Source organism: Stenotrophomonas sp. YJH_SMC_14-1, from assembly GCF_059372275.1.
Genome location: NZ_JCAFVK010000001.1, coordinates 943,480 through 966,951 on the forward strand (window position 1 = coordinate 943,480; position 23,472 = coordinate 966,951).

At 66.0% G+C, this 23,472-nt stretch carries 23 protein-coding genes; 14 read left to right on the plus strand and 9 right to left on the minus strand.

Annotation, left to right across the window (positions count from 1 at the left end; translation table 11 throughout):
- Positions 1-56: 56 nt before the first annotated feature.
- The 6 genes from AC5P9P_RS04615 to ykgO all read right to left on the minus strand — a co-directional run bounded on the left by AC5P9P_RS04615 (position 57) and on the right by ykgO (position 4,554).
- A complete protein-coding gene (locus tag AC5P9P_RS04615) occupies positions 57-1,277 on the minus strand; it encodes a TraB/GumN family protein (RefSeq protein ID WP_005409278.1) in 1,221 nt (406 codons plus the stop codon).
- Between the two features lie 4 nt (positions 1,278-1,281).
- Positions 1,282-1,812, minus strand: coding sequence for a GNAT family N-acetyltransferase (locus AC5P9P_RS04620; protein ID WP_049403951.1), 531 nt, complete (start codon positions 1,810-1,812; stop codon positions 1,282-1,284).
- A 14-nt stretch (positions 1,813-1,826) separates the two neighbouring features.
- Positions 1,827-2,714, minus strand: a complete 888-nt coding sequence (locus AC5P9P_RS04625) for a carbon-nitrogen hydrolase (protein WP_005409280.1) — start codon at positions 2,712-2,714, stop codon at positions 1,827-1,829.
- 161 nt (positions 2,715-2,875) lie between these two features.
- Positions 2,876-3,913 carry an agmatine deiminase family protein gene (locus AC5P9P_RS04630; RefSeq protein WP_049403954.1) on the minus strand — a complete coding sequence of 346 codons (1,038 nt, stop codon included), beginning with the start codon at positions 3,911-3,913 and terminating at the stop codon, positions 2,876-2,878.
- Between the two features lie 39 nt (positions 3,914-3,952).
- Complete coding sequence (locus tag AC5P9P_RS04635; RefSeq protein WP_227837998.1) at positions 3,953-4,252, minus strand: hypothetical protein; 300 nt, start codon at positions 4,250-4,252, stop codon at positions 3,953-3,955.
- A gap of 176 nt (positions 4,253-4,428) precedes the next feature.
- Positions 4,429-4,554: a type B 50S ribosomal protein L36 gene (gene ykgO, locus AC5P9P_RS04640; protein WP_005409283.1), complete on the minus strand. Its 126-nt coding sequence runs from the start codon at positions 4,552-4,554 to the stop codon at positions 4,429-4,431.
- Between the two features lie 197 nt (positions 4,555-4,751).
- Here ykgO and cmk point away from each other — a divergent pair, with 197 nt between their 5' ends.
- The 8 genes from cmk (at position 4,752) to galU (ending at position 13,038) form a co-directional block, all read left to right on the plus strand.
- Positions 4,752-5,429: a (d)CMP kinase gene (gene cmk / locus AC5P9P_RS04645; RefSeq protein ID WP_005409284.1), complete on the plus strand. Its 678-nt coding sequence runs from the start codon at positions 4,752-4,754 to the stop codon at positions 5,427-5,429.
- A gap of 198 nt (positions 5,430-5,627) precedes the next feature.
- Entirely contained in the window at positions 5,628-7,313 is a 1,686-nt protein-coding gene (gene rpsA, locus AC5P9P_RS04650) for a 30S ribosomal protein S1 (RefSeq protein ID WP_005409285.1), read from the plus strand.
- Positions 7,314-7,401: 88 nt separating this feature from the next.
- Entirely contained in the window at positions 7,402-7,707 is a 306-nt protein-coding gene (locus tag AC5P9P_RS04655; protein WP_005409286.1) for an integration host factor subunit beta, read from the plus strand.
- A gap of 76 nt (positions 7,708-7,783) precedes the next feature.
- Positions 7,784-8,068 (plus strand): lipopolysaccharide assembly protein LapA domain-containing protein, encoded by a 285-nt coding sequence (locus AC5P9P_RS04660; RefSeq protein ID WP_005409287.1) that lies wholly within the window; start codon positions 7,784-7,786, stop codon positions 8,066-8,068.
- 6 nt (positions 8,069-8,074) lie between these two features.
- Positions 8,075-9,253 carry a lipopolysaccharide assembly protein LapB gene (gene lapB, locus AC5P9P_RS04665; RefSeq protein ID WP_033834904.1) on the plus strand — a complete coding sequence of 393 codons (1,179 nt, stop codon included), beginning with the start codon at positions 8,075-8,077 and terminating at the stop codon, positions 9,251-9,253.
- 3 nt (positions 9,254-9,256) lie between these two features.
- On the plus strand, positions 9,257-10,246 hold the full coding sequence (locus AC5P9P_RS04670; RefSeq protein WP_033834903.1) for an MraY family glycosyltransferase: 990 nt from the start codon (positions 9,257-9,259) through the stop codon (positions 10,244-10,246).
- Between the two features lie 3 nt (positions 10,247-10,249).
- On the plus strand, positions 10,250-12,163 hold the full coding sequence (locus tag AC5P9P_RS04675) for a polysaccharide biosynthesis protein (RefSeq protein WP_005413043.1): 1,914 nt from the start codon (positions 10,250-10,252) through the stop codon (positions 12,161-12,163).
- Entirely contained in the window at positions 12,160-13,038 is an 879-nt protein-coding gene (gene galU / locus AC5P9P_RS04680) for a UTP--glucose-1-phosphate uridylyltransferase GalU (protein WP_005409291.1), read from the plus strand. Before AC5P9P_RS04675 ends, galU begins: the two co-directional genes overlap by 4 nt.
- A gap of 554 nt (positions 13,039-13,592) precedes the next feature.
- On the opposite strand, the gene AC5P9P_RS04685 is transcribed toward galU, so the two are convergent.
- The 3 genes from AC5P9P_RS04685 to AC5P9P_RS04695 form a co-directional block, all read right to left on the minus strand.
- Positions 13,593-14,801 (minus strand): acetyl-CoA C-acyltransferase, encoded by a 1,209-nt coding sequence (locus tag AC5P9P_RS04685; protein WP_005409292.1) that lies wholly within the window; start codon positions 14,799-14,801, stop codon positions 13,593-13,595.
- A gap of 69 nt (positions 14,802-14,870) precedes the next feature.
- Positions 14,871-17,243 (minus strand): 3-hydroxyacyl-CoA dehydrogenase/enoyl-CoA hydratase family protein, encoded by a 2,373-nt coding sequence (locus AC5P9P_RS04690; protein WP_033834902.1) that lies wholly within the window; start codon positions 17,241-17,243, stop codon positions 14,871-14,873.
- Between the two features lie 39 nt (positions 17,244-17,282).
- Positions 17,283-17,936: a TetR/AcrR family transcriptional regulator gene (locus tag AC5P9P_RS04695; RefSeq protein ID WP_033834901.1), complete on the minus strand. Its 654-nt coding sequence runs from the start codon at positions 17,934-17,936 to the stop codon at positions 17,283-17,285.
- 313 nt (positions 17,937-18,249) lie between these two features.
- On the opposite strand from AC5P9P_RS04695, the gene ndk reads away from it, so the two are divergent.
- The 6 genes from ndk to bamB all read left to right on the plus strand — a co-directional run bounded on the left by ndk (position 18,250) and on the right by bamB (position 23,466).
- Positions 18,250-18,675 (plus strand): nucleoside-diphosphate kinase, encoded by a 426-nt coding sequence (gene ndk / locus AC5P9P_RS04700; RefSeq protein WP_005409295.1) that lies wholly within the window; start codon positions 18,250-18,252, stop codon positions 18,673-18,675.
- Between the two features lie 10 nt (positions 18,676-18,685).
- On the plus strand, positions 18,686-19,891 hold the full coding sequence (gene rlmN, locus AC5P9P_RS04705; RefSeq protein WP_005409296.1) for a dual-specificity RNA methyltransferase RlmN: 1,206 nt from the start codon (positions 18,686-18,688) through the stop codon (positions 19,889-19,891).
- Positions 19,878-20,663 (plus strand): tetratricopeptide repeat protein, encoded by a 786-nt coding sequence (locus AC5P9P_RS04710; protein ID WP_445950014.1) that lies wholly within the window; start codon positions 19,878-19,880, stop codon positions 20,661-20,663. The genes rlmN and AC5P9P_RS04710 overlap by 14 nt, the downstream gene beginning before the upstream one ends.
- An 18-nt stretch (positions 20,664-20,681) precedes the next feature.
- Positions 20,682-21,554: a RodZ domain-containing protein gene (locus AC5P9P_RS04715; RefSeq protein WP_005409298.1), complete on the plus strand. Its 873-nt coding sequence runs from the start codon at positions 20,682-20,684 to the stop codon at positions 21,552-21,554.
- A 65-nt stretch (positions 21,555-21,619) separates the two neighbouring features.
- Positions 21,620-22,258 (plus strand): YfgM family protein, encoded by a 639-nt coding sequence (locus tag AC5P9P_RS04720; protein WP_005409299.1) that lies wholly within the window; start codon positions 21,620-21,622, stop codon positions 22,256-22,258.
- Positions 22,258-23,466 carry an outer membrane protein assembly factor BamB gene (gene bamB / locus AC5P9P_RS04725; protein ID WP_005409300.1) on the plus strand — a complete coding sequence of 403 codons (1,209 nt, stop codon included), beginning with the start codon at positions 22,258-22,260 and terminating at the stop codon, positions 23,464-23,466. The genes AC5P9P_RS04720 and bamB overlap by 1 nt, the downstream gene beginning before the upstream one ends.
- The last annotated feature ends 6 nt before the right edge of the window (positions 23,467-23,472 follow it).

The window sequence follows — 23,472 nt, forward strand, 5'->3', positions numbered from 1 at the left end:
CAAGGTTGGCACCTACCAGAGCGCAGTCGAGCATGGCTCGACGCTACACAAAACAATCAACCGGCGACCTTGCCCCACACCTTGAACGTGGTCAGCCACAGGCCGAGCATGCTGCCGATGTTGGTCAGCATGAATGTCAGCACCACGCGCGTGACCCGATTGCGGTACCAGCCCTTCAGGCTCTGCGCGTCGTCGCGCAGCTTCAGGAAGTCCTCGTACGCCGGCTTGCGCAGGCGCGCTTCCACCAGCGCCGAGAACGCGCCGGTCGGGATGCTCAGGCGGAACGGCTTGAACGGGGCCACCGCGATCGCGGTGAGGATGCTCAGCGGGTGACCGCCTGCCAGCAGGCAGCCCAGGCCCGCCAGGCCGCCGGTATACATCGCCCAGGTCGCCAGCAGTTCGGTGCCCACGCCCAGACCACCGCGGTAGAAGCCCACGCCGATGCCGGTCGCCACGATGGCCAGGATGCCCAGCGTGAACCACGGAATGTTGCGCTTCTTCGGCACCGCCTCCAGCTCGGCGCGCAGCGGTGCCGGTGCCTCGGTGTCGGTTTCCAGGTAACGCGCCAGGCCTGCCAGGTGACCCGCACCGACAACCGCCAGCACTTCACGCTGCTGCGGGTTGTGTTCCTCGCGCAGGCGCGTAGCCATGTAGCGGTCGCGCTCGCCGATGATGGTCTCGTACAGTGCCGGGCTCTCGCTGGCGAACTCGCCGAAGCTCGATTCCAGCATGTCGCCCTGCTTGAGCTTCTCGATCTCGTTCTCGCCCACCTCCTCGGACGAGAACAGGCCGGCGCCGAGACCGGCAACCAGCTTCAGCTTGCCGAAGAAACCCAGCCGCTGCGAGGCGCGGCGGAAGGTCAGGCCGACCTCGCGGTCAATCAGGTGCACCGGCAGGTCGCGTTCGCGCGCCAGTTCCACCGCGCGCTTCAGTTCCGCGCCCGGCTCGATGTCGAGCTGTTCGGCCAGGCGGCGCTGGTAGGCGGACAGGGCCAGGTTGGCGGCGAACAGGGCGACGCGGCCCTTGCGGATCACCTCGACCAGGTCGAGCTTGGCCAGCGTGTCCGGGTCGCTCAGCGCCTGCAGGCGCTGCGGGTCCAGTTCAACGGCCACCGCGTCGAAGCGACCGCTGTCGATGGCTTTCTCCACCGCCTCGACGCTGGCGCGTGAGACATGGGCGGTGCCCAGCAGGGTGTAGCGCACGCCGTCGCGTTCAACAACGCGTACCGGCTGGCCGGCGAACAGGTCGTCGCCGGTCTCGGGAAGGGTTTCGGTCATGGGTTCATTCATTGGAAGGTGCAGTGTCGGCGCCATCGCCGAGCGCGCGCTGCATCTGCACGGTATCCAGCCAGCGGCCATGCTTGCGGCCGAGGCCACGGAACACGCCGACCAGCTCGAAGCCGAAGCGTTCGTGCAGCTTGATTGAAGCGGTATTGGTCGGTTCGCCGATGACCGCCACCATCTGCCGGTAGCCACGCGCCACGCAGGCGTCGATCAACGCCTGCAGCAGGCCGGTGCCGACACCCTGGCCCTGGAAACGGGCATCGACGTAGACCGAGTTCTCCACGGTCCACTGGTAGGCAACGCGGGTGCGGTAGGTGTTGGCGTAGGCATAGCCGGCCACCTGGCCGTCAATCTCGGCGACCAGGTAGGGGAAGCCGCGGTCGATGATGTCGCGCATGCGGCGCAGCATCTCGGACGCGTCCGGGATGTCGTACTCGTAAGTGTTGACGAAGTCGGTCACTTCCACCGCGTAGATCGCGGTGATCGCGGCGATGTCGGCCGGGCCGGCATCACGGATGAGGACGGCCATGCGCGGGCTCCGGCTCAGTCGATGTAGCGCTTGAGCAGGTCGCCGTAGGCATCGATGCGGCGGTCGCGCAGGAACGGCCAGATGCGGCGCACATGCTCGCTGCGCTGCAGGTCGACATCGCACAACAGAACCGTGGCATCGGTGCCGGCTTCGGCCAGGAACTCGCCCTGCGGGCCCAGCACGTGGCTGTTGCCCCAGAACTGGATGCCGGAGGCGCCCAGCGGCGAGGCCTCGTGGCCGACGCGGTTGCAGCTCAGTACCGGCAGGCCGTTGGCCACGGCGTGGCCGCGGTGGCTCAGCACCCAGGCGTCGCGCTGGCGGGTCTTCTCGTCCTGCACGTCGTCCGGGTCCCAGCCGATCGCGGTCGGGTAGAGCAGCAGTTCGGCACCGGCCAGCGCCATCAGGCGCGCCGCTTCCGGGTACCACTGGTCCCAGCACACCAGCACGCCAAGGCGACCCACCGAGGTATCGATCGGCTTGAAGCCGATGTCGCCCGGGGTGAAGTAGAACTTCTCGTAGAAGCCCGGATCGTCCGGAATATGCATCTTGCGGTACTTGCCGAGCAGCGTACCGTCCTTCTCGAACACCACGGCGGTGTTGTGGTACAGGCCGGCAGCGCGGCGTTCGAACAGCGAGCCGACCAGCACCACGCCGTGCTTCTTCGCCAGCGCGCCCAGGCGCTCGGTGCTGGGGCCCGGAATCGGCTCGGCCAGGTCGAATTCGTCCACCGATTCGTGCTGGCAGAAGTACGGACCGTTATGCAGTTCCTGCAGCAGCACCAGCTTGGCACCCTGCGCAGCCGCCTCGGCCACGCGTGCTTCGATCACCGCCAGGTTGGCGGCGGCATCACCGTGGTTGCGCTCCTGGATCAGGGCGACGGTAAGGGGGCTGCGCGAGTTCATGCGGGGCGTTCCTGCGGGGGAAAACCAGCATGTTAGCGCGGATGGACGGCGACGGCGTGTCGCGCGCTGAATGGGTGCGCTCGGTAGTGCCGGCCGCTGGCCGGCAATCCCGTGGATCCATCAGGCGGTGCAGGGTTGCCGGCCAGCGGCCGGCACTACCGTCAGACCTTCAACAGCCCTTCCGGCAGCTGCATGGTGATGCAGTGCAGGCTGCCGTTCTGCCAGATCAGCGAGCGGCAGGGCACCTGCACGATCTCGCGGCCCGGGTGCGCCTGGGCCAGCACATCGCGGGCCAGGTCGTCGGCCGGGTCGCCATAGGCCGGCATCAGCACCGCACCATTGACGATCAGGTAGTTGGCGTACGACGCAGCCAGGCGGCGGCCTTCGTCGATCACCGGCTGTGCCCACGGCAGCGGGAACAGGCGGTACGGCTGCCCATCCTTGGTGCGCAGTGCGGCCAGCTCGTTGCCCATCGCCTGCAGTTCGGCGTAGTGCGAGTCGCTCTCGTCGCCACAGGCCTGGTAGACGATGCTGTCGGCCGAGGCGAAGCGGGCGAGGGTGTCGATGTGCGCGTCGGTGTCGTCGCCTTCCAGGTAGCCGTGGTCCAGCCACAGCACGCGGTCCTGCTGCAGCCAGTCGGCCAGGTCGGCGCTCAGGCTGGCGCGGTCGCGGTCCGGATGGCGCTCGTGCAGGCACTTCCAGGTGGTCAGCAGGGTGCCTTCGCCATCGGTCTCGATGCCGCCGCCTTCCAGCGCGAACGGGATGCTGCGCACCGGCGCGTCGTTGAACACGCCGGCCTGGTCCAGCACGCCCACCAGCTGGTCATCCAGGGTGGCGTCGAACTTGCCGCCCCAACCGGTGAAGCGGAAATCCAGCAGCTGGAAACCGCCGTCGGCACGGCGCAGGGTGATCGGGCCGGAGTCGCGCAGCCAGGTATCGTCGTAGGCGGCCGTGGTGAAGTGGACCTTGTCCATGTCGATGCGGTTGGAGCGCAGCCGCATTTCGGCATAGGTCTCCACATCGTCGTCGGCCACGCAGATCAGCACCGGCTGGAAGCGGGTGATGGCCGCGACCAGGGCGATGTAGGTCTCTTCCACCTGGCCCAGGCGGTCGGCCCAGTCGGTGTCGGCGGTGGGCCAGGCAATCAGGACGCCGCTCTGGGCTTCCCACTCGGCAGGAAAACGAAGGGTCTGGTTCATGGTCTCGCTACACAGGCCCGCCCACGGCGGGTAAAGGGATCAACGGATCGGTGGTTTCGGGCCGATTTCGTTCGGGTCCGCCTGGTTGGCCACCACGTCGATCACCTTCTGCTTCTCGAAGTAGACGGTGAACTGCGGGTACACCCAGCGGTTGATGGTCGGCCATTGCCGCTTCTGCCCGCCACGCGGCTGCAGCTGTTCGCTCGGCGCGCCGAACTGCGCCTGTACCTGCTGCATGCTCTGGCCGCGCACGGGCAGGGCACCGGCCGGCTTCTCGCGGGCGCGGTCGACAAGCAGGGTATCGGCCAGCGCCGGCGTGGCGGCGGCCAGGGTGGCCATCACGGCCAGGGCGGACAGGTAACGCTTCATCTCGATCTACTCCCCAGTGGTCAAGAAAGGCGATTACAGCAAAATCAGCAGGAAAAAGCCGCATAAACAAAAAACCGCCCGAAGGCGGTTTCTTGCATCGGGTCGGCCCCGCGTAGGGCCAGCCGCAGCCGTGAAGGCTGTTGGGCTTAGCGCTGACGCGCCTTGAAACGCGGGTTCGACTTGCAGATGACGAAGATCTTGCCGCGACGACGGACGACCTTGCAGTCGCGGTGACGGGCCTTCGCCGACTTCAGGGAGGACAGGACTTTCATGGCATACCTCGGCGTAAACAGTAGTTGTTCGGGTGGAGCGTGGCCGCGATATGCGAAAGACAATCGGCAGTTGACGCTCGTTCAAGCCCGCCATTCTACCGGGCTTTTCCTCGTGGTTTCAAGTGGTTGCACAAAAGATCCCGCTGGGGGCGTCTGGCAGGGGCTAGAATGGCCCCTTCACACGCTCTGGGAACCCCATGAATCCACTCGCTCCCGTCCTGACCATCGACGGCCCTTCCGGGGCCGGCAAGGGTACCATCAGCCGCATCATCGCGCGCCGGATGGGCTGGCATTACCTGGATTCGGGTGCGCTGTACCGCGCGGTGGGCGTGGCCGCGAGCTGGGCCGACATCGACACCTCCGACGCCTCGGCGCTGGTGCGCTGCACCTTCGATACCCATGTTCAGTTTGTTGAACAGGGCGAGTCGATGCGGGTCATGGTCAACGGCACCGATGCCACCGACGAACTGCGCCTGGAGACCACTGGCGCCCTGGCTTCTGCCATCGCCGCCATTCCCGAGGTGCGCGCCGCGCTGAAGGAGCGCCAGCGCGCATTCAGGGAGCTGCCCGGCCTGGTCGCCGATGGCCGCGACATGGGCACGGTGATCTTCAAGGACGCCCCCTACAAGGTCTTCCTGACCGCCAGTGCCGAGGAGCGCGCCGAGCGCCGGCATAAGCAGTTGAAAGACAAGGGGGTTTCTGTTAACTTTGATGACCTCCTGCGCGAGATCATGGCCCGCGACGCCCGTGATGCCCAGCGTACCGTGGCGCCCCTGAAGCCGGCAGACGATGCTGTCCTCATCGACACCACAGGCATCGGCATCGATGATGTCGTTGCCCGAGTGATGGATCTGCTTCCAGTTCCGGCTGCCTGATCCGTTCGCGCGGGAGCACTGCCAGCTGCATCGGTGGTGGTCGCGCAAAGCAGTGCTGTACCAGCTCCGTCGCGCAATGATGCGTGGCGGTTTTCCTACTACACACGACCTGCGTTTCCGGGGTCGACCAACAGGCGGGCGGTCGCCATTCCCCTGAAGGGGACGCCACCGACCCATGTGTCCAACAGAGTAAATCTAATGACCGAATCATTTGCCGAACTGTTTGAAGCCAGCCAGGCCAACCTGGCCAAGCTGAAGCCGGGCGCCATCGTCAGCGGTACCGTTGTTGAAGTCCGCGGCGACGTCGTGGTGATCAACGCTGGCCTGAAGTCCGAAGGCATCGTGCCGATCGAACAGTTCCGTAACGACGCTGGCGAAATCGACGTCGCCGAAGGCGACATCGTCAAGGTCGCCCTCGACTCGATCGAGAACGGCTTCGGCGAAACCGTCCTGTCGCGCGAGAAGGCCAAGCGCGCGATGGTGTGGGACGAGCTGGAAGAAGCGTTGGAAAAGAACGAAACCATCACCGGCCGCATCAGCGGCAAGGTCAAGGGTGGTTTCACCGTGGACATCAAGGATGTCCGCGCCTTCCTGCCGGGTTCCCTGGTCGATGTGCGCCCGGTGCGCGATCCGGCCTACCTGGAAGGCAAGGAACTCGAGTTCAAGCTCATCAAGCTGGACCGCAAGCGTAACAACGTCGTGGTCTCGCGCCGCGCTGTCGTCGAAAGCGAGCACTCGGAAGAGCGCGAGCAGCTGATGGACAAGCTGCAGGAAGGCGCGATCCTGAAGGGTGTCGTCAAGAACCTGACCGATTACGGCGCGTTCGTGGACCTGGGCGGCATCGACGGCCTGCTGCACATCACCGACATGGCGTGGAAGCGCGTGCGTCACCCGTCGGAAGTCGTGAACGTCGGCGACGAGCTGGACGTCCGCGTGCTGAAGTTCGACCGCGAGCGCAACCGCGTTTCGCTGGGCCTGAAGCAGCTGGGCGAGGATCCGTGGGACAACATCGGCCGTCGTTACCCGGCCAACAGCCGCGTCTTCGGCAAGGTCTCCAACGTCACCGATTACGGTGCGTTCGTTGAGATCGAGCCGGGCGTCGAAGGCCTGGTGCACGTCTCCGAGATGGATTGGACCAACAAGAACGTCAACCCGTCCAAGGTTGTGCAGGTTGGTGACGAAGTCGAAGTGATGGTGCTGGACGTCGATGAAGAGCGTCGCCGTATCTCGCTGGGCATGAAGCAGGTTGCCGCCAATCCGTGGGAAACCTTCGCTGCCACCCACAAGAAGGGTGACAAGGTGTCGGGCCAGATCAAGTCGATCACCGACTTCGGCATCTTCATCGGCCTGGACGGCGGCATCGACGGCCTGGTCCACCTGTCCGACATCAGCTGGAACACCACCGGCGAAGACGTCGTTCGCAACTTCAAGAAGGGCGATACCCTGGACGCCGTCGTCCTGGCTGTCGATCCGGAGCGCGAGCGCATCTCCCTGGGCGTGAAGCAGCTGGAGCAGGATCCGTTCGGCCAGTACATGGCTGCCAATCCGAAGGGCTCCAAGGTCGAAGGCGTGGTGAAGGAAGTCGACGCCAAGGGCGCGATCATCGAGCTGGCTGACGGCATCGAGGGTTACGTTTCGGCTCGCGACATCGCCAACGAGCGCGTTGACGACGCCACCCAGCACCTGAAGGTCGGCGACAAGATCGAAGCCAAGTTCGTGGGCATGGACCGCAAGGGCCGCACCCTGCAGCTGTCGATCAAGGCCAAGGACGACGCGGAAATGCGCGAAGTGCTGGAGGAATACCAGTCCTCTTCGGCTTCCAGCGGCACCACCCAGCTGGGCGCGCTGCTGCGTGCACAGCTGAACGGCAACAAGTCCGAGTAATCGGCCTTACGCTGTTTGTTGTTTCCTGGACGGCCCGGGCTTCTGCCCGGGCCGTTTCAGGCTGAGATGCCCCTTATGTGAGCCGGTGATGACCAAATCCGAACTGATCGAAATCCTTGCGCGCCGCCAGGCGCACCTGAAGGCCGATGATGTCGATCTGGCGGTGAAGTCGTTGCTGGAGATGATGGGCGGATCGCTGTCCGCCGGGGATCGCATCGAAATCCGTGGTTTTGGCAGCTTCTCGCTGCACTATCGTCCGCCGCGCCTGGGTCGCAACCCGAAGACCGGCGAATCGGTTGCCCTGCCGGGCAAGCACGTCCCCCATTTCAAGCCGGGCAAGGAACTGCGCGAGCGGGTCAGCAGTGTGCTGCCGCTGGACGCCGATCCGGCCTGAGCCCCCGTCGCGCCACCGCGTGCGAATCCAGCCGCGGGTCGGATAAGCTACGGACTCCTGCCACTGGAGCTGTCGCATGAAGGTCTTTCGTCTGCTGGTCCTGCTGGCGGTCCTGATCCTTGGGCTGATCATTGGTGCGGTCAACATGACCGCGATGTCGATCAACCTGCTTTTCACTCAATTGCACACCTCGGTGGGCGTGGCGCTGATCGCTGCACTGCTGGTGGGTGTCGTGGTCGGTGCCGGCCTGGTACTGGTGAGCGTGGTCATTCCGCTCTACAGCCAGCTGCGCCGTGCCAACAAGTCCGTGGCGGCAACGCCGGCCGCGGGTGTTTCCCCCCAATCTTTTGATGGACGCTGATCGAAGATGGATTTCGTCACCGAGTGGCTGTGGTTTTTCCTGTTCGTTCCGCTGGCCGCACTGGCCGGGTGGGTGATCGGCCGGCGTGGTGGCCAGCGCCACGGTGACAACCAGGTCAGCCGCCTGTCCAGCACCTACTTCCGTGGCCTGAACTACCTGCTCAACGAGCAGCCGGACAAGGCCATCGAACTGTTCCTGCACATCGCCGAGCTGGACAAGGAAACCTTCGAGACCCAGGTCGCGCTGGGCCACCTGTTCCGCCGCCGCGGTGAAGTCGACCGCGCCATCCGCCTGCACCAGGGGCTGGTCAACCGCCACGACCTGAGCGACGCGCAGCGCGTGCAGGCCCTGCTGGCGCTGGGCGAGGACTATATGAAGTCCGGCCTGCTGGACCGTGCAGAGACGGTGTTCACCGAGCTGGCGCAGCTGGACCAGCGCGCCCCGCAGGCGCTCAAGCACCTGATCGGCATCTACCAGGCCGAGCGCGACTGGGAAAAGGCGATCGACAACGCCACCCGCTTCGAAGACGTCACCGGCGAGCCGATGGGCAAGCTGATCGGGCAGTTCGAGTGCGAACTGGCCGAGCGCTTCCGCGGCGCCGGCAAGCTGGAAGAGGCGAGGGCAGCGATCACACGCGCCTACCAGGCCGATGCGATGTCGGTGCGTGCCGGCATCATTGAAGGTCGCCTGGAAACCGATGCCGGCAATCCGGAAGCGGCCGTGCGCGCCTTCGAGCGCGCTGCGCGCAACGATCCGGAGTACCTGCCGGAGCTGCTGCCGGCGTTGATGGAAAACTACCGCAAGGTAGGCGATCTGGCAGGCGCACGTGCGTTCCTGTCGGAAATGACCGAGCACTACCGTGGCATCGCCCCGGTGCTGGCCCTGACCCGGCTGATGGAAGAGCAGGAGGGCGTGGCTCCGGCCCGAGCCTACCTTGGCCGCCAGCTCAAGGATCGTCCGTCGGTGCGTGGCGAATCGGCGCTGATCGACCTGACCCTGGCCGAGGGCGCCGATTCCACGGCGACCCTGCATGACCTCAAGCACATCACCGACCAGCTGCTGGTGCGCAATCCCGCTTACCGCTGCACCCGTTGCGGGTTCGGTGCACGCACCCACCACTGGCAGTGCCCGAGCTGCAAGGAATGGGGCACGGTCAAGCCACTGCTGAACTACGCGGTGCTCTGATCCATGCCGTGGCTCGTGATGGGCGCGCTGCTGGGGCTGGCCCTGCTGAGTGCGGGGTTGACCTGGGCGGCACGGGGTTATGCCCTGCGCCAGCAACTGCTGGATCACCCCGGCGAGCGTCGCAGCCATAGCGTGGCAACGCCGCGCGGTGGTGGCATCGCCATCGTCATCAGCCTGCTGGTCACCGCCGGTGCAGCGATGTGGGTCTGGCCTGAATCGACACCGAGCCTGCTGGTGGCCAGCCTGGGCCTGGTGCTGGTGGCGGGCATCGGCTGGTGGGACGACCACCGGCCGTTGCCGGCCATGCGCCGCCTGCTGGTGCACTTCATTGCCGCCGCGCTGCTGGCCGCCCTGGTCAAGGTGCATGGTGGAAGCTGGTTGCTGGCCGGGCTGGTGCTGGTATTCACCGCCTCGTTGATCAACATCTGGAACTTCATGGATGGCATCAACGGTATTGCCGCCAGCCAGGCCATTGTTGTTGCGCTGGGCCTGGCGCCGGTGCTGCCCTGGCCGTATTCGCTGGCCGCGGTGGCGCTGGGCCTGGCCTGCCTGGGCTTCCTGCCGTTCAATTTCCCGCGGGCCCGGATCTTCATGGGTGATGTCGGAAGTGGCGCGCTGGGCTATGCAGTCGCCGTCGTCCTGGCGATCGCTGCGGTGCGTACCGATATCAACTGGATCCTGCTGCTGGTGCCGGCTTCGGCGTTCCTCGTGGACGCGGGCTTCACACTGGCGGCGCGCATCATCTCCGGACAACGCTGGATGGAACCCCATACCCAGCACGTCTACCAGCGGGCGGTGCAGGCAGGAGCCAGCCACGCCCAGGTGACAGGGATGTACTTTGCTCTGGGCCTGTTCAGTATTACAGTGCTTAATGTCTGCTCCAATTTGCAGCCGAGGTGGGAGGCTGTCCTGGCGGTCGCGTGGTTTCTCGCGCTGAGCGTCCTCTGGATCCTCCTGCGCAATGGATTGCGTCACCGACAAGGAAATACCTGACTTATGGCTTCACCCTGGCGGGACAGAATCCTCGGCCTGATGCCGCGTTCGGCCATCGTCTGCCACGACCTGTTCATGGTCTGGGCATGCTGGCAGCTGCTCCACGCCGGGCGGTACTCGATCCTCCCCAACGCGCCCTCGCTTCCGCTCTGGAATGTCGACACCACCCTGGTGCTGCTGCTGCAGGGCCTGGTGTTCTGGCGCGTGGGCCTGTATCGCGGGCTGTGGCGTTTCGCCAGCGTCAGCGACCTGCTGAACATCTTCAAGGCCAGCTTCATCGGCCTGGTCGGCATCGTGCTGGTGCTGATGTGGAAGCGTTTCGACGGCGTGCCGATGTCGGTGCTGGTGATCTATCCGTTCGCGCTGTCGGCGCTGCTCGGCGCGCCGCGCCTGCTCTACCGGGCCTGGAAGGATTACCAGGCACTGCAGTCGGATTCGAGCGCGCGCCGCGTGCTGATCCTCGGTGCGGGGCAAGCCGCCGAGACGCTGGTCCGCGATCTGCGCCGCTCCGGCAACTTCGAACCGGTCGGCCTGCTGGACGACGCACCGCACCTGCGCGGCGCCAAGCTGCAGGGCCTGCCGATCCTGGGCAGCCTCGATGATGCCCCGGCGGTGGTCCGCGAGACTGCAGCCAAGTTGCTGGTGATCGCCATGCCCTCGCTGGATGCCGCAGGCATGCAGCGGGTGGTCGCCATCTGCGAAAGCACCGGCGTGCCGTTCCGCACCGTGCCCAAGCTGAGCGACATCCTGCAGGGGCAGTCGCTGCCCGGCCAACTGAAGGAGGTGGCGATCGAGGATCTGCTCGGCCGCAAGCCGATCACCCCGGACTGGAACCTGATCCGTGGCTGGTTGGGCGGTCGCACCGTGATGGTGACCGGTGCCGGTGGCTCGATCGGCTCGGAGCTGTGCCGCCAGTGCGCGCGCCACGGTGCCGGCCGCATCATCCTGCTGGAGATCAGCGAACTGCTGCTGCTGACCATCGAGGGTGAGCTGCGTCGCAGCTTCCCCGATATCGAGATCGAAGCGGTGCTGGGCGACTGTGGCGATCCTGCGGTGATCCGCCATGCGCTGTCGCTGCATCCGGTCGACACCGCGTTCCATGCCGCAGCGTACAAGCATGTGCCGGTGCTGGAACGGCAGCTGCGCGAAGCCGTGCGCAACAACATCCTGGCGACCGAGAACGTGGCCCGCGCCTGCCTGGAAGCGCGCGTCGAGCATTTCGTGTTCATCTCCACCGACAAGGCGGTCGATCCGGTCAACGCGCTGGGTGCCAGCAAGCGCTATGCCGAGATGATCTGCCAGAGCCTGGACCAGAAGTCCACGCACACCCGTTTCGTTACCGTGCGCTTCGGCAACGTGCTGGCCTCGGCCGGCAGCGTGGTGCCGCTGTTCCGCGAGCAGATCCTGCGCGGTGGCCCGGTCACGGTCACCGATCCGGAAGTCACCCGCTACTTCATGACCATCCCCGAGGCCTGCCAGTTGATCCTGCAGGCCGCGGCCTCGGCCTCGCACGGTGCGATCTACACGCTCGACATGGGCGAGCCGGTGCCGATCCGGCTGCTGGCCGAGCAGATGATCCGTCTGGCGGGCAAGCAGCCGTACAAGGATGTGCAGATCATCTATACCGGCCTGCGTCCGGGCGAGAAGCTGCACGAGACGCTGTTCTATTCGGACGAGGACTACCGCGCAACCGCGCATCCGAAGGTCCTCGAGGCCGGCGTGCGCATGTTCTCGCGCGATCTGGTGCTGGGCAACGTCCCGCGCCTGCGCGAGGCGGTGTGCAGCTACGACACCGAAACCATCAAGGAAGTCCTGTTCGCGACGATGCCCGAGTTCTCGCCAATCGAACAGGATGCTTACATTTCATCCGCTAAAGTCGTGCCCTTTCCCGCACGCGAGGCCAACAGGCACCAATGAGCAAGCGAATTCGCAAGGCAGTTTTCCCCGTAGCGGGTTTGGGGACGCGTTTTTTGCCAGCAACCAAGACCGTGCCGAAGGAGATGCTGCCGATCATTGACCGGCCGCTGATCCAGTACGCAGTGGATGAAGCAATCGAGGCCGGCTGTGACACGCTGGTGTTCATCACCAACCGCTACAAGCACGCGGTCGCCGACTACTTCGACAAGGCCTACGAGCTGGAGCAGAAGCTCGAGCGCGCCGGCAAGCAGGAGCAGCTGGAGCTGATCCGTCACGTGCTGCCCAATGGGGTGCGCGCGATCTTCGTGACCCAGGCCGAGGCGCTGGGCCTGGGCCATGCGGTGCTGTGTGCCAAGGCCGTGATCGGTGACGAGCCGTTCGCGGTGCTGCTGCCGGACGACCTGATCTGGAACCGCGGCGACAGTGCGCTGAAGCAGATGGCCGATCTCAACGAAGCCAGTGGCGCCAGCGTCATTGCCGTTGAAGATGTGCCGCACGACAAGACCGCCAGTTACGGCATCGTCGCGACCGAGGCCTTCGATGGCCGCAAGGGCCGTATTTCGCAGATCGTGGAGAAGCCGAAGCCGGAGGACGCGCCGAGCGACCTGGCCGTGGTCGGCCGCTACGTGCTGAGCCCGAAGATCTTCGAGCTGCTGGAGCAGACCGGCAGCGGTGCCGGCGGCGAGATCCAGCTGACCGATGCGATCGCGCAGCTGCTGAAGACCGAAGAGGTGGATGCCTACCGTTTCGAGGGCACTCGTTTCGACTGCGGTACGCACCTGGGGCTGGTGGAAGCGACGATCCGCTTCGCGCTGGACAACCCGAAGCTCGCAGGGCCGGCGCGGGAGAAGCTGACGGCGATGTTGGCGGAGTAAGGGTTTTATCAAGCGCTCCGTTCGCGGCGCCTTGATTGATACTTGGTGGGCGGTACGGGTGGGCCTTTGCAGGACACGCCGTAAACCCATCCATGGGGGCTCGATGGCGCCTTGCTCGTGTGCGCTGTCCTGCGCACACGGCAAGACCGGGGTTGGGCGTCCTGCCCAACCCGCCCGAGGCATGCCTCGGGCCCATGGCGCCAACGGTCCTGCAAAGGCCCACCCGTCCCGCCTGCCAGGTTTCCTGCGGGCGCGGACGGGAAGGGCGGAATCAAGGGCGGGAGCACAATCAAAAAAGGCAGCCTATGGCTGCCTTTTTTGTTTTCCAGAGCAGGGCCAAAAGCATCCACGCATGGCGTGGATCTACTGCTCTTGCCTTTGCTCGTCCCTCCGCCGCGGGGAGGCTGGGAGGGCCGGGTTGGCAGGGCTGCCTGGGACCGTTGGCGCCATGGATGGCGCCATCGAGCCCCCAAGGACGGGTTCACGGCGTGTCCCGGGCAGCCCTGCCAACCCGGCCCACGCCATGAAGCCAAACGAGGCAACGCTTTTGACCCTTACAGCGCCTCGAAAATACCCGCTGCGCCCATGCCGGTGCCGATGCACATCGTCACCATGCCGTACTTCTGCTGGCGACGACGCAGGCCGTGCAGCAGGGTGGCGGTACGGATCGCGCCGGTCGCACCCAGCGGGTGGCCCAGGGCAATCGCGCCACCCAGCGGGTTGACCTTGCTCGGGTCCAGGCCGCAATCGCGGATCACCGCCAGCGACTGCGCGGCGAACGCTTCGTTCAGTTCAATCCAATCCAGCTGGTCCTGGGTCAGGCCGGCCTGCTTCAGTGCCTTCGGGATCGCGGCGATCGGGCCGATGCCCATCACTTCCGGGCGCACGCCGGCCACCGAGAAACTGACGAAACGGGCCAGCGGGGTCAGGCCGTAGTCCTTGATCGCCTGTTCCGAGGCCAGCAGCACGGCACCGGCGCCGTCGCTCATCTGCGACGAGTTACCGGCGGTGACGGTGCCGCCGAACTGGCCGTTGCGGAACACCGGGCGCAGCTTGGCCAGGCCTTCAGCCGAGGAATCCGGGCGCGGGCCTTCGTCGGTGTCGGCGATCTTGTTGCGGGTGATGATGCGCTGGCCGTCGGCCAGGTCCGGCAGGTGCGAGACGATCTCGTACGGGCTGATCTCGTCCTTGAACTCGCCGTTCTGGATCGCGGCCATGGCCTTCTGGTGCGAGGCGAGGGCGAAGGCGTCCTGGTCTTCGCGCGAGACCTTCCACTCTTCGGCCACCTTCTCGGCAGTGATGCCCATGCCGTAGGCGATGGCCACGTGGTCGTTGTCGAACACGCTCGGCGCCATGGCGATCTTGTTGCCCATCATCGGCACCATCGACATCGACTCGGTGCCACCAGCCAGCATCAGGTCGGCGTTGCCCAGGCGGATCGCGTCGGCGGCCTGCGCCACGGCCTGCAGGCCGGAGGAGCAGAAGCGGTTCACGGTCTGCGCGGCGATGGTGTTCGGCAGGCCGGCCAGCAGCACGCCGATGCGTGCCACGTTCATGCCCTGCTCGGCTTCCGGCATGGCGCAGCCGATGATGGCGTCATCGATGCGGTTGACGTCCACGCCCGGGGCCTGCGCGACGACGCTGCGCAGCACGTGCGCAAGCATGTCGTCGGGGCGGGTGTTGCGGAACATGCCCTTGGGCGCCTTGCCGACCGGAGTGCGGGTGGCGGCGACGATGTAGGCGTCCTGGATTTGCTTGGTCATTGCAGTGATCTCTTGAATAGGGGGTGGAAGAGGTTGCCGGCCAGCGGCCGGCACTACCGATGTCTTCCGTCAGTTCCGCAGCGGCTTGCCGGTCTTCAGCATGTGCGCGATGCGGGCCTGGGTCTTTTCCTGCTGGGCCAGTTCGACGAAGTGCTTGCGCTCCAGGGTCAGCAGCCACTCTTCGTCCACCAGGGTGCCGCGGTCGACCTTGCCGCCGCACAGCACGGTGGCGATGCGCTCGGCGATCTCGTAGTCGTACGGGCTGATGAAGCGACCTTCCAGCATGTTGACCAGCATCATCTTGAAGGTGGCGATGCCCACGTCACCGGCCACCTGGATGCGGCGTGCCGGCAGCGGCGGACGGTAGCCCGCTTCGGCCAGTGCACGGGCTTCGGCCTTGGCGATGTGCAGGGCCTCGTAGCTGTTGAACACCACCTTGTCGGTACTGCGCAGCAGGCCCAGTTCCTTGGCGTTGACCGCCGAGTTGGACACCTTGGCCATCGCCACGGTCTCGAAGGTCTTCTTCAGTTCGGCGAACACGTCGCCACCCGGGCCCGCGGCCTGAGAGGCACGCACGGCCAGTTCCTTCAGGCCACCACCGGCCGGCAGCAGGCCGACGCCGGCCTCGACCAGGCCGATGTAGCTTTCCAGGAAGGCCACGGTCTTGGCGCTGTGCATCTGGAACTCGCAGCCACCACCCAGCGCCAGGCCACGCACGGCGGCAACCACCGGCACCAGCGAGTACTTGATGCGCTGGCTGGTGCGCTGGAAGTTGGCAACCATTTCTTCGAACTGGTCGACCTTGCCGGCCTGCAGCAGGCCCAGTGCACCGGCCAGATCGGCACCGGCAGAGAAGGGCTCCTTCTGCTGCCAGATCACCAGGCCCTGGAAGTCCTTCTCGGCGCGGCTGACGCATTCCTGCAGGCCGTCCAGCACCTGGTCGGACACGGTGTTCATCTTGGTCTTGAAGCTGACCACGGCGATGCCATCACCGTCGTGCCACATGCGCAGGCCGTCGTTCTCGAACACGGTCTCGCCCGGCGCGAACTTCTCGCCCAGCAGCGGATCGGGGAAGCGCTGGCGCTGGTACACCGGCAGCGACGAGCGCGGCAGCTTGGCGTTGCGCGACGGGCTGTAGCTGCCTTCGGCGGCATGCACGCCGTCGCGGCCATCGAACACCCAGTCCGGCAGCGGGGCGTTGCTCATGCTCTTGCCGGCCACGATGTCATCGGCGATCCACTGTGCCACCTGCTTCCAGCCGGCGGCCTGCCAGGTTTCGAACGGGCCCAGCGACCAGCCGTAGCCCCAGCGGATGGCCAGGTCCACGTCGCGCGCGGTCTCGGCGATGTCGGCCAGGTGGTAGGCGCTGTAGTGGAACAGGTCGCGGAAGGTCGCCCACAGGAACTGCGCCTGCGGGTGCTGGCTTTCGCGCAGCTTGGCGAACTTCTCGGCCGGGTTCTTGATCTTCAGGATCTCGACCACTTCCGGCGCGGCAGCGCGATCGGCCGGGCGGTAGTCCTGCTTCTCCAGGTCCAGCACCACGATGTCCTTGCCGACCTTGCGGAAGATGCCGGCGCCGGTCTTCTGACCCAGTGCGCCCTTGGAGATCAGCGCGTCCAGCCACTTCGGCGACTTGAAGAACTCATGCCACGGATCATTCGGCAGGGTGTCGCCCATGGTCTTGATGACGTGCGCCATGGTGTCCAGGCCGACCACGTCGGAGGTGCGATAGGTCGCCGACTTCGGGCGACCGACCAGCGGGCCGGTCAGGCCGTCCACTTCATCGAAGCCCAGGCCGAACTGCTGGGTGTGGTGGATGGTGGACAGGATCGAGAACACGCCGATGCGGTTGCCGATGAAGTTCGGGGTGTCCTTGGCGTACACCACGCCCTTGCCCAGGGTGGTGACCAGGAAGGCTTCCAGGCCTTCCAGCACGGCGGCGTCGGTGGTGGTGGCCGGGATCAGCTCGGCCAGGTGCATGTAGCGCGGCGGGTTGAAGAAGTGCACGCCGCAGAAGCGGTGACGCAGCTGCTCGGGCAGCACGTCGGCCAGCTTGTTGATGCCCAGGCCCGAGGTGTTGGAGGCCAGCACCGCGTGGTCGGCCACGAACGGCGCGATCTTCTTGTACAGGTCCTGCTTCCAGTCCATGCGCTCGGCAATGGCCTCGATGATCAGGTCGCAGTCCTTCAGCTGCTCCAGGCCCGACTCATAGTTGGCCGGGGTGATGGCTTCGGCCAGCGACTTGCTGGCCAGCGGCGCCGGGCTCAGCTTGCCCAGGTTGGCGATCGCCTTCAGCACGATGCCGTCGGCCGGACCTTCCTTGGCAGGCAGGTCGAACAGCACGGTGTCGACGCCAGCGTTGGTGAGGTGGGCGGCGATCTGGGCACCCATGACGCCGGCACCCAGCACGGCGGCGCGGCGGACTAGCAGGGAATTGGACATGGTGTAGGGCCTTTGTTGGTCAGCAGTTACTGGGTGGAATCAAAGGGAAGCGGGCAGGGCGCTGGCGCGTGCGGCGGCGCGGAACCCGGCTTCGGCGAAATGGATCAGTTCGTGGGCGGCATGGGCACGATGCGCCGCTTCGGTGACACCGGCGGGACGCTTGATCAGCCCGAAGTCGGCCATGGCATAGGTGAGCGAGCCGGCCAGGAAGTCCAGGCGCCAGTACAGCTCTTCCTTGCTCAGGCCGGGCACGCACTCGCCGATGGCCTTGCCGAACGCACGCAGCACGTGGCCGTAGTGGTCGGACAGGAACTTGCGCAGGTTGTCGTTCTTCTCGGCATAGGCGCGGGCGATCACGCGCACGAAGGCGCCGCCGTTCTGGCGGTCCTGGGCCAGCGCCAGGGCAGGCTCGACGAAGGCGGCCAGCACCGGGCGCAGTTCGCCCGGGTGCTCCGTGCGGGCGCGTTCCAGCTGCGACAGGCGGGCGCCGGTCATCTCGTCCATGCGGCGGCGGAAGACCTCGTTGACCAGGTTTTCCTTGGAGCCGAAGTGGTAGTTGACCGCGGCGATGTTGACGTCGGCCTGGCTGGTCACCTGGCGCAGCGAGGTGCCGGCGAAGCCGTGCTGGGCGAACAGCTCCTCGGCGGCACCGAGGATCCGGTCCTTGGTCGAGAAGTGGGCGGGCTTGGCCATCGGTGGTCGGACCTTAATCAAACGATTGTTTGATACTAGGACCAGACGGTACCGTATGGCATTTTGCAGTGCAGCAAAATCGGCCGACCCGGTCAGATTTCACTCAGGTCGGTGAATGGGGTAGTGCCGGCCGCTGGCCGGCAGCCCCGAGGTTGAATGGCGCCCTATGCCGGCCAGCGGCCGGCACTACCATGCCGCCGCTTTATCTTTTACAATTCGCCTACGTTTATCAGGCTAAGCCCGCGTCCCGACGCGGGTTTTTTTCATGTTACCCTTCGGGCCATCAGCGGCCCGATTCCATTGGAGACATCCCATGGCGCTGGAGCGCACCCTTTCGATCATCAAGCCGGACGCCGTTGCCAAGAACGTCATCGGCGAAATCTACGCCCGCTTCGAGAAGGCCGGCCTGAAGGTCGTGGCCGCCAAGTACAAGCAGCTGTCGCGCCGTGAAGCCGAAGGCTTCTACGCCGTGCACCGCGAGCGTCCGTTCTTCAACGCGCTGGTCGAGTTCATGATCTCCGGCCCGGTGATGATCCAGGCCCTGGAAGGCGAGAACGCCGTCCTGGCCCACCGCGACCTGCTGGGCGCCACCAACCCGAAGGAAGCCGCGCCGGGCACCATCCGCGCCGACTTCGCCGAATCCATCGATGCCAACGCCGCCCACGGCTCGGACTCGGTCGAGAATGCCGCGATTGAAATCGCCTACTTCTTCGCCGCCACCGAAGTCGTTTCGCGCTGAGAGTAATGCCGTGAACGAGGTCGTACAGTCCCCCGCCATCCAGCCGCTGCCGAAGTCGGCACCCACGGCTGGCAAGCAGAACCTGCTCGACCTCGATCGCGCGGGCCTGGAGAAGTTCTTCGTCGAGGTTCTCGGCGAAAAGAAGTTCCGTGCCCATCAGGTGATGAAGTGGATCCACCATCGCTACGTCACCGACTTCGATGAAATGACCGACCTCGGCAAGGTCCTGCGCGCCAAGCTGCAGGCCCATGCCGAGGTGCTGGTTCCCAACATCGTGTTCGACAAGCCCTCCGCCGACGGCACCCACAAGTGGTTGCTGGCGATGGGCGTGGATGGCAAGAACGCCATCGAGACCGTGTACATCCCGGACAAGACCCGCGGCACGCTGTGCGTGTCCTCGCAGGTCGGTTGCGGCCTGAACTGCACGTTCTGCTCCACTGCTACCCAGGGCTTCAACCGCAACCTGACCACCGCCGAGATCATCGGCCAGGTGTGGGTTGCTGCGCGCCACCTGGGCAACGTGCCGCACCAGATGCGCCGCCTCACCAACGTGGTGATGATGGGCATGGGCGAGCCGCTGATGAATTTCGACAACGTCGTGCGCGCCATGAGCGTGATGCGCGACGACCTGGGCTACGGCCTGGCCAACAAGCGCGTGACCCTGTCGACCTCCGGCCTGGTGCCGCAGATCGACCGCCTGTCTGCCGAAAGCGACGTGTCGCTGGCGGTGTCGCTGCATGCGCCGAACGACGCGCTGCGCGAGACCCTGGTGCCGCTCAACAAGAAGTACCCGATCGCCGAGCTGATGGCCTCGTGCGCACGCTACCTGCGCGCCAACAAGCGCCGCGAATCGGTCACCTTCGAATACACCTTGATGAAGGGCATCAACGACAAGCCCGAGCATGCCCGCGAGCTGGCCCGCCTGATGCGCCAGTTCGACAACGCGGTGCAGGCCAAGGATTCGGGCAAGGTCAACCTGATCCCCTTCAACCCGTTCCCGGGTACCCGCTACGAGCGTTCGGAAGAGGCGCACATCCGCGCCTTCCAGAAGATCCTGCTCGACAGCAACGTGCTGACCATGGTCCGGCGTACCCGTGGCGACGACATCGACGCCGCCTGTGGCCAGCTCAAGGGCCAGGTGATGGACCGCACCCGCCGCCAGGCGGAGTTCAACAAGACGCTGCAGGCGGGGAAGGGGAGCGATGCCGCGGCCTGACCGCCTCTGGCTGGTTCTGCTCGCAGGCACGCTGGCTCTCGCGGTCGGCGGCTGCAAATCCCATCCAAAAGCCAAGCTGGGCCCCAGTGAGGCGCCGGTCTACTCCGTCCGTGACCCGGACGTGGTACGGCAGCAGGTGCGCTGGCAGGAGTTGCTGTCCCTGGCTGGCCGCGACATCCAGGCCGGTAATCTCGATGCTGCCGAGCGCAAGGCGCGCGAAGCCCAGAAGCTGATGCCCGCGTCCCCCGACGCTCTGGTGCTGCTTGCCGGCATCGACGAGCGTCGCGGTCGCAGCCAGCAGGCTGGCGAGAACTTCCGCAAGGCCGCGGAACTGGCGCCGCAACGCGGCGACGTGCTCAACAACTATGGTGCCTGGCTTTGCCAGCAGGGCCAGGCGGCCGAATCGCTGATCTGGTTCGATCGTGCCCAGCGGGCGCCGGGCAATCCCGCCGTCGCCGAAGCGCAGTCCAATGCCGGCAGCTGTGCGCTGGATGCAGGCCAGTTCGAGCGTGCCGAGCGCGACCTGCGCGCGGCGCTGTCGGCGCTGCCGGGAAACCCGGTCGCGCTGGAGGCCATGGCCCAGCTCAGCTTCCGCCAGGGCCGCTACATGGAGGCCCGGGCCTTCGCCGAACGTAGGATTGCGGCTGCACCCGCAACGCGTTCCGTGTTACAACTTGCGTCTCAAATCGAAGCGCGGCTGGGTGATCGGGCGGCATCTGACCGCTATCTTCAGCGCATTCGACAGGAATTTCCGCAGGAAGCGGGCTCCTAACTCCAGGGTTGATGCACTGTGATTGATGACCAGACTGTGAGCGCTCTCGAGACTGCGGCCGGCTGCGGCACCCGCCTGCGCCAGGCCCGTGAAGCGGCCGGACTGACCCTTGAGGATGTCGGCTCGCGCCTGCGCATGCCGGTCCAGGTGGTCAGGTCGCTGGAGGAAGAGCAGTGGCAGAAGCTGGGCGCGCCCGTCTTCGTGCGCGGCCAGTTGCGCAGCTATGCGCGCCTGCTCGACGTCGATGTGAGCCAACTGCTGGAGCAGGCCCAGGTGGGTCCTGTCGTGCCGCCCACCCTGGTCAGCCATACCCATACCCCGCGTGCACGCCGCATTGCCGAGAATCTCGGCCGGCGCGTGCTGTACGTCGGCATCACCGCCGTGCTGGCCGTGCCGGTGTGGTTCGCCACCCGCGGCCATTTCGATGGCAGCGCCACGCCGTCGCCGAACACGGCCTCGCTGGACGCGATCCCGGCCGCTGTGCCGGTAGCTCCGTCCGCTGCGGGTGTCGAGCCGGCAGCCCCGGCTGAAGTCGCGAGTGCCCCGGCCAGCAAGCCGGCCGCAACCCCGTATGTCGCTTCGCTGTCCCCGGTGCCGCGTTCGGCACCCGCTGCGCCCGCAGCCGCCAATACGCTGGAGATGCAGTTCAGCGGCGACAGCTGGGTCGATATCGGTGGTCCGGACGGCGCCACGGTCGAAAAGGCGCTGATCAAGTCCGGCGAGAGCCGCAGCTTCACGCCGGGCCAGGTGACCCGGGTGACCCTGGGCAACGCCTCGGCGGTCCAGGTTCAGCAGAACGGCGCTATCGTCGATCTGACCCCCTACCAGCGAGCCAACGTGGCACGCTTTCAGGTATCCTCTGAAGGCTCCGTAGTCCCGGTTTCGCACTGAGGCGCGGTTTCACCACCTTCGATTAAACCCAATGGTCCCTCCCGATGGGCGGGGCGAGAGTACGCATGGCGATCGACGATCTGCTCGACGAGCACGAACAAAGTGAACGCGTCCGCAGCTGGCTGCGGAAGAATGGCGCCAGCATCCTCGGTGGCGTAGCCATCGCGATCGGTGCCATTGCCGGCTGGCAGTGGTACCAGAAGGATCAGGGCGGCAAGCTGGCCTCGGCCAACGTGGAATACCAGAAGGCCCTGGTCGGTCTTCAGCAGAACAAGCTCGACGACGCTGCCAAGGCAGTGAAGGCGCTCGAAGCGGGCCCGTCCAGCATCTATGGCGACCTCGCGGCGCTGCAGCTGGCCAAGGCCCAGGTCGACGCCGGCAAGAACGAAGAAGCGCTGGCCACCCTGCGCGCCGTGAAGGTCGAAAGCGACCTGCAGCGCGTGGTCGACCAGCGTGTGGCCCGCCTGCTGGTGGCCACCGGCAAGAGCGACGAGGCGATCAAGCTGCTGGGCAGCGCTACTGACAGCAGCAGCCTGGAAATCCATGGCGATGCGCTGATGGCGCAGGGCAAGCGCGATGACGCCCGCGCACAGTACGAGAAGGCGCTGAAGTCGCTGGACGTGGCAGCGCCGCAGCGGCGCCTGCTGGAAACCAAGGTTATGGATGCCGGCGGCACGGTCGCCGCCCCTGCGGAGTCGGTTTGATGAGTCAGAAGGTCATGATCACCCGCGTCGCCACCGTGCTCCTGATGGGCATGGCCCTGACCGGCTGCAGCACCATGAAGGGCTGGTTCGCCGGCAAGGACGCGGCAGCGAAGAAGGCCCAGGAGCCGGCTGAGCTGGTCAAGTTCGAGCCGAGCGTCAAGGTCAACAAGGCCTGGTCGGTCAACCTCGGCAAGGGCGAGCGCCGCATCGGCGTGCGCCAGGGCCCGGCCGTTGCCAATGGCCACGTGTTCGCTGCGGCGATCACCGGCGGCGTGCACGCCATCGACCTGCAGACCGGCAAGAAGGTCTGGACCTGGGAGCCGCAGAAGGAAAAGAAGAAGCCGAAGCTGCGCCTGTCCGGCGGCCCGGGTGTCGGTGAGAACCTGGTCGTGATCGGCACGCTCGATGGCCAGGTCATCGCCCTGGACATCAATGACGGCAGCGAGAAGTGGCGCGCCCGTGTTCCGGGTGAGGTCATTGCCGCGCCGGCCGTGGCCCAGGGCCTGGTGTTCGTGCGCAGCAACGACGGCCGCGTCACCGCGTTCGATGCCGGCAACGGCACGCAGAAGTGGTTCAACCCGAGCGAACTGCCGGCGCTGACCGTGCGCGGCAACGCGCCGGTGGTCACCGGTCCGGGCGTGTTGTTCATCGGCAAGGACGAAGGCGCGGTTGCCGCGCTGGCCATGCAGGATGGGCGTACCCTGTGGGAACAGAACCTTGGCAACGGCGAAGGCCGTACCGAGCTGGACCGCATGGCCGATGTCGACGGTGCCCCGGTGCTGGAGGGCAACACCCTCTTCGTGAGCAGCTTCAAGAACCAGACCATGGCCATCGAAGGCCCGACCGGTCGCCCGCTGTGGGCGCGCGACCATGGCGGTGCAGGTGGCGTGGCAGTGTCGTCGGGCAATGTGTTCGTCACCGACAACAAGGGTGGCGTGTTCGGCCTGGACAAGGCGACCGGCGCTGCCATGTGGTCGCAGACCGAGCTGGCGCGTCGTTCGCTGACCGGCCCGGCGCTGCACGGTGATTACGTGGTCGTCGGCGACTACAAGGGATACGTGCACTGGTTGAAGACCTCCGATGGTGCGATGGCGGCACGGGCGAAGAGCGGCGGTGACGCCCTGCTGGCCCAGCCGGTCGTCGTCGACGGGGTGCTGCTGGTGCAGAACGTGGATGGCAAGCTGACCGCCTTCCGGTTGGCAAACTAAAAAATT

Excerpts from the sequence above, each read along its gene's own strand:
- AC5P9P_RS04615 (WP_005409278.1), bottom strand. The coding sequence starts at position 1,277 with ATGACCGAAACCCTTCCCGAGACCGGCGACGACCTGTTCGCCGGCCAG.
- AC5P9P_RS04620 (WP_049403951.1), bottom strand. The coding sequence starts at position 1,812 with ATGGCCGTCCTCATCCGTGATGCCGGCCCGGCCGACATCGCCGCGATC.
- AC5P9P_RS04625 (WP_005409280.1), bottom strand. The coding sequence starts at position 2,714 with ATGAACTCGCGCAGCCCCCTTACCGTCGCCCTGATCCAGGAGCGCAAC.
- AC5P9P_RS04630 (WP_049403954.1), bottom strand. The coding sequence starts at position 3,913 with ATGAACCAGACCCTTCGTTTTCCTGCCGAGTGGGAAGCCCAGAGCGGC.
- AC5P9P_RS04635 (WP_227837998.1), bottom strand. The coding sequence starts at position 4,252 with ATGGCCACCCTGGCCGCCGCCACGCCGGCGCTGGCCGATACCCTGCTT.
- ykgO (WP_005409283.1), bottom strand. The coding sequence starts at position 4,554 with ATGAAAGTCCTGTCCTCCCTGAAGTCGGCGAAGGCCCGTCACCGCGAC.
- cmk (WP_005409284.1), top strand. The coding sequence starts at position 4,752 with ATGAATCCACTCGCTCCCGTCCTGACCATCGACGGCCCTTCCGGGGCC.
- rpsA (WP_005409285.1), top strand. The coding sequence starts at position 5,628 with ATGACCGAATCATTTGCCGAACTGTTTGAAGCCAGCCAGGCCAACCTG.
- AC5P9P_RS04655 (WP_005409286.1), top strand. The coding sequence starts at position 7,402 with ATGACCAAATCCGAACTGATCGAAATCCTTGCGCGCCGCCAGGCGCAC.
- AC5P9P_RS04660 (WP_005409287.1), top strand. The coding sequence starts at position 7,784 with ATGAAGGTCTTTCGTCTGCTGGTCCTGCTGGCGGTCCTGATCCTTGGG.
- lapB (WP_033834904.1), top strand. The coding sequence starts at position 8,075 with ATGGATTTCGTCACCGAGTGGCTGTGGTTTTTCCTGTTCGTTCCGCTG.
- AC5P9P_RS04670 (WP_033834903.1), top strand. The coding sequence starts at position 9,257 with ATGCCGTGGCTCGTGATGGGCGCGCTGCTGGGGCTGGCCCTGCTGAGT.
- AC5P9P_RS04675 (WP_005413043.1), top strand. The coding sequence starts at position 10,250 with ATGGCTTCACCCTGGCGGGACAGAATCCTCGGCCTGATGCCGCGTTCG.
- galU (WP_005409291.1), top strand. The coding sequence starts at position 12,160 with ATGAGCAAGCGAATTCGCAAGGCAGTTTTCCCCGTAGCGGGTTTGGGG.
- AC5P9P_RS04685 (WP_005409292.1), bottom strand. The coding sequence starts at position 14,801 with ATGACCAAGCAAATCCAGGACGCCTACATCGTCGCCGCCACCCGCACT.
- AC5P9P_RS04690 (WP_033834902.1), bottom strand. The coding sequence starts at position 17,243 with ATGTCCAATTCCCTGCTAGTCCGCCGCGCCGCCGTGCTGGGTGCCGGC.
- AC5P9P_RS04695 (WP_033834901.1), bottom strand. The coding sequence starts at position 17,936 with ATGGCCAAGCCCGCCCACTTCTCGACCAAGGACCGGATCCTCGGTGCC.
- ndk (WP_005409295.1), top strand. The coding sequence starts at position 18,250 with ATGGCGCTGGAGCGCACCCTTTCGATCATCAAGCCGGACGCCGTTGCC.
- AC5P9P_RS04710 (WP_445950014.1), top strand. The coding sequence starts at position 19,878 with ATGCCGCGGCCTGACCGCCTCTGGCTGGTTCTGCTCGCAGGCACGCTG.
- AC5P9P_RS04720 (WP_005409299.1), top strand. The coding sequence starts at position 21,620 with ATGGCGATCGACGATCTGCTCGACGAGCACGAACAAAGTGAACGCGTC.
- bamB (WP_005409300.1), top strand. The coding sequence starts at position 22,258 with ATGAGTCAGAAGGTCATGATCACCCGCGTCGCCACCGTGCTCCTGATG.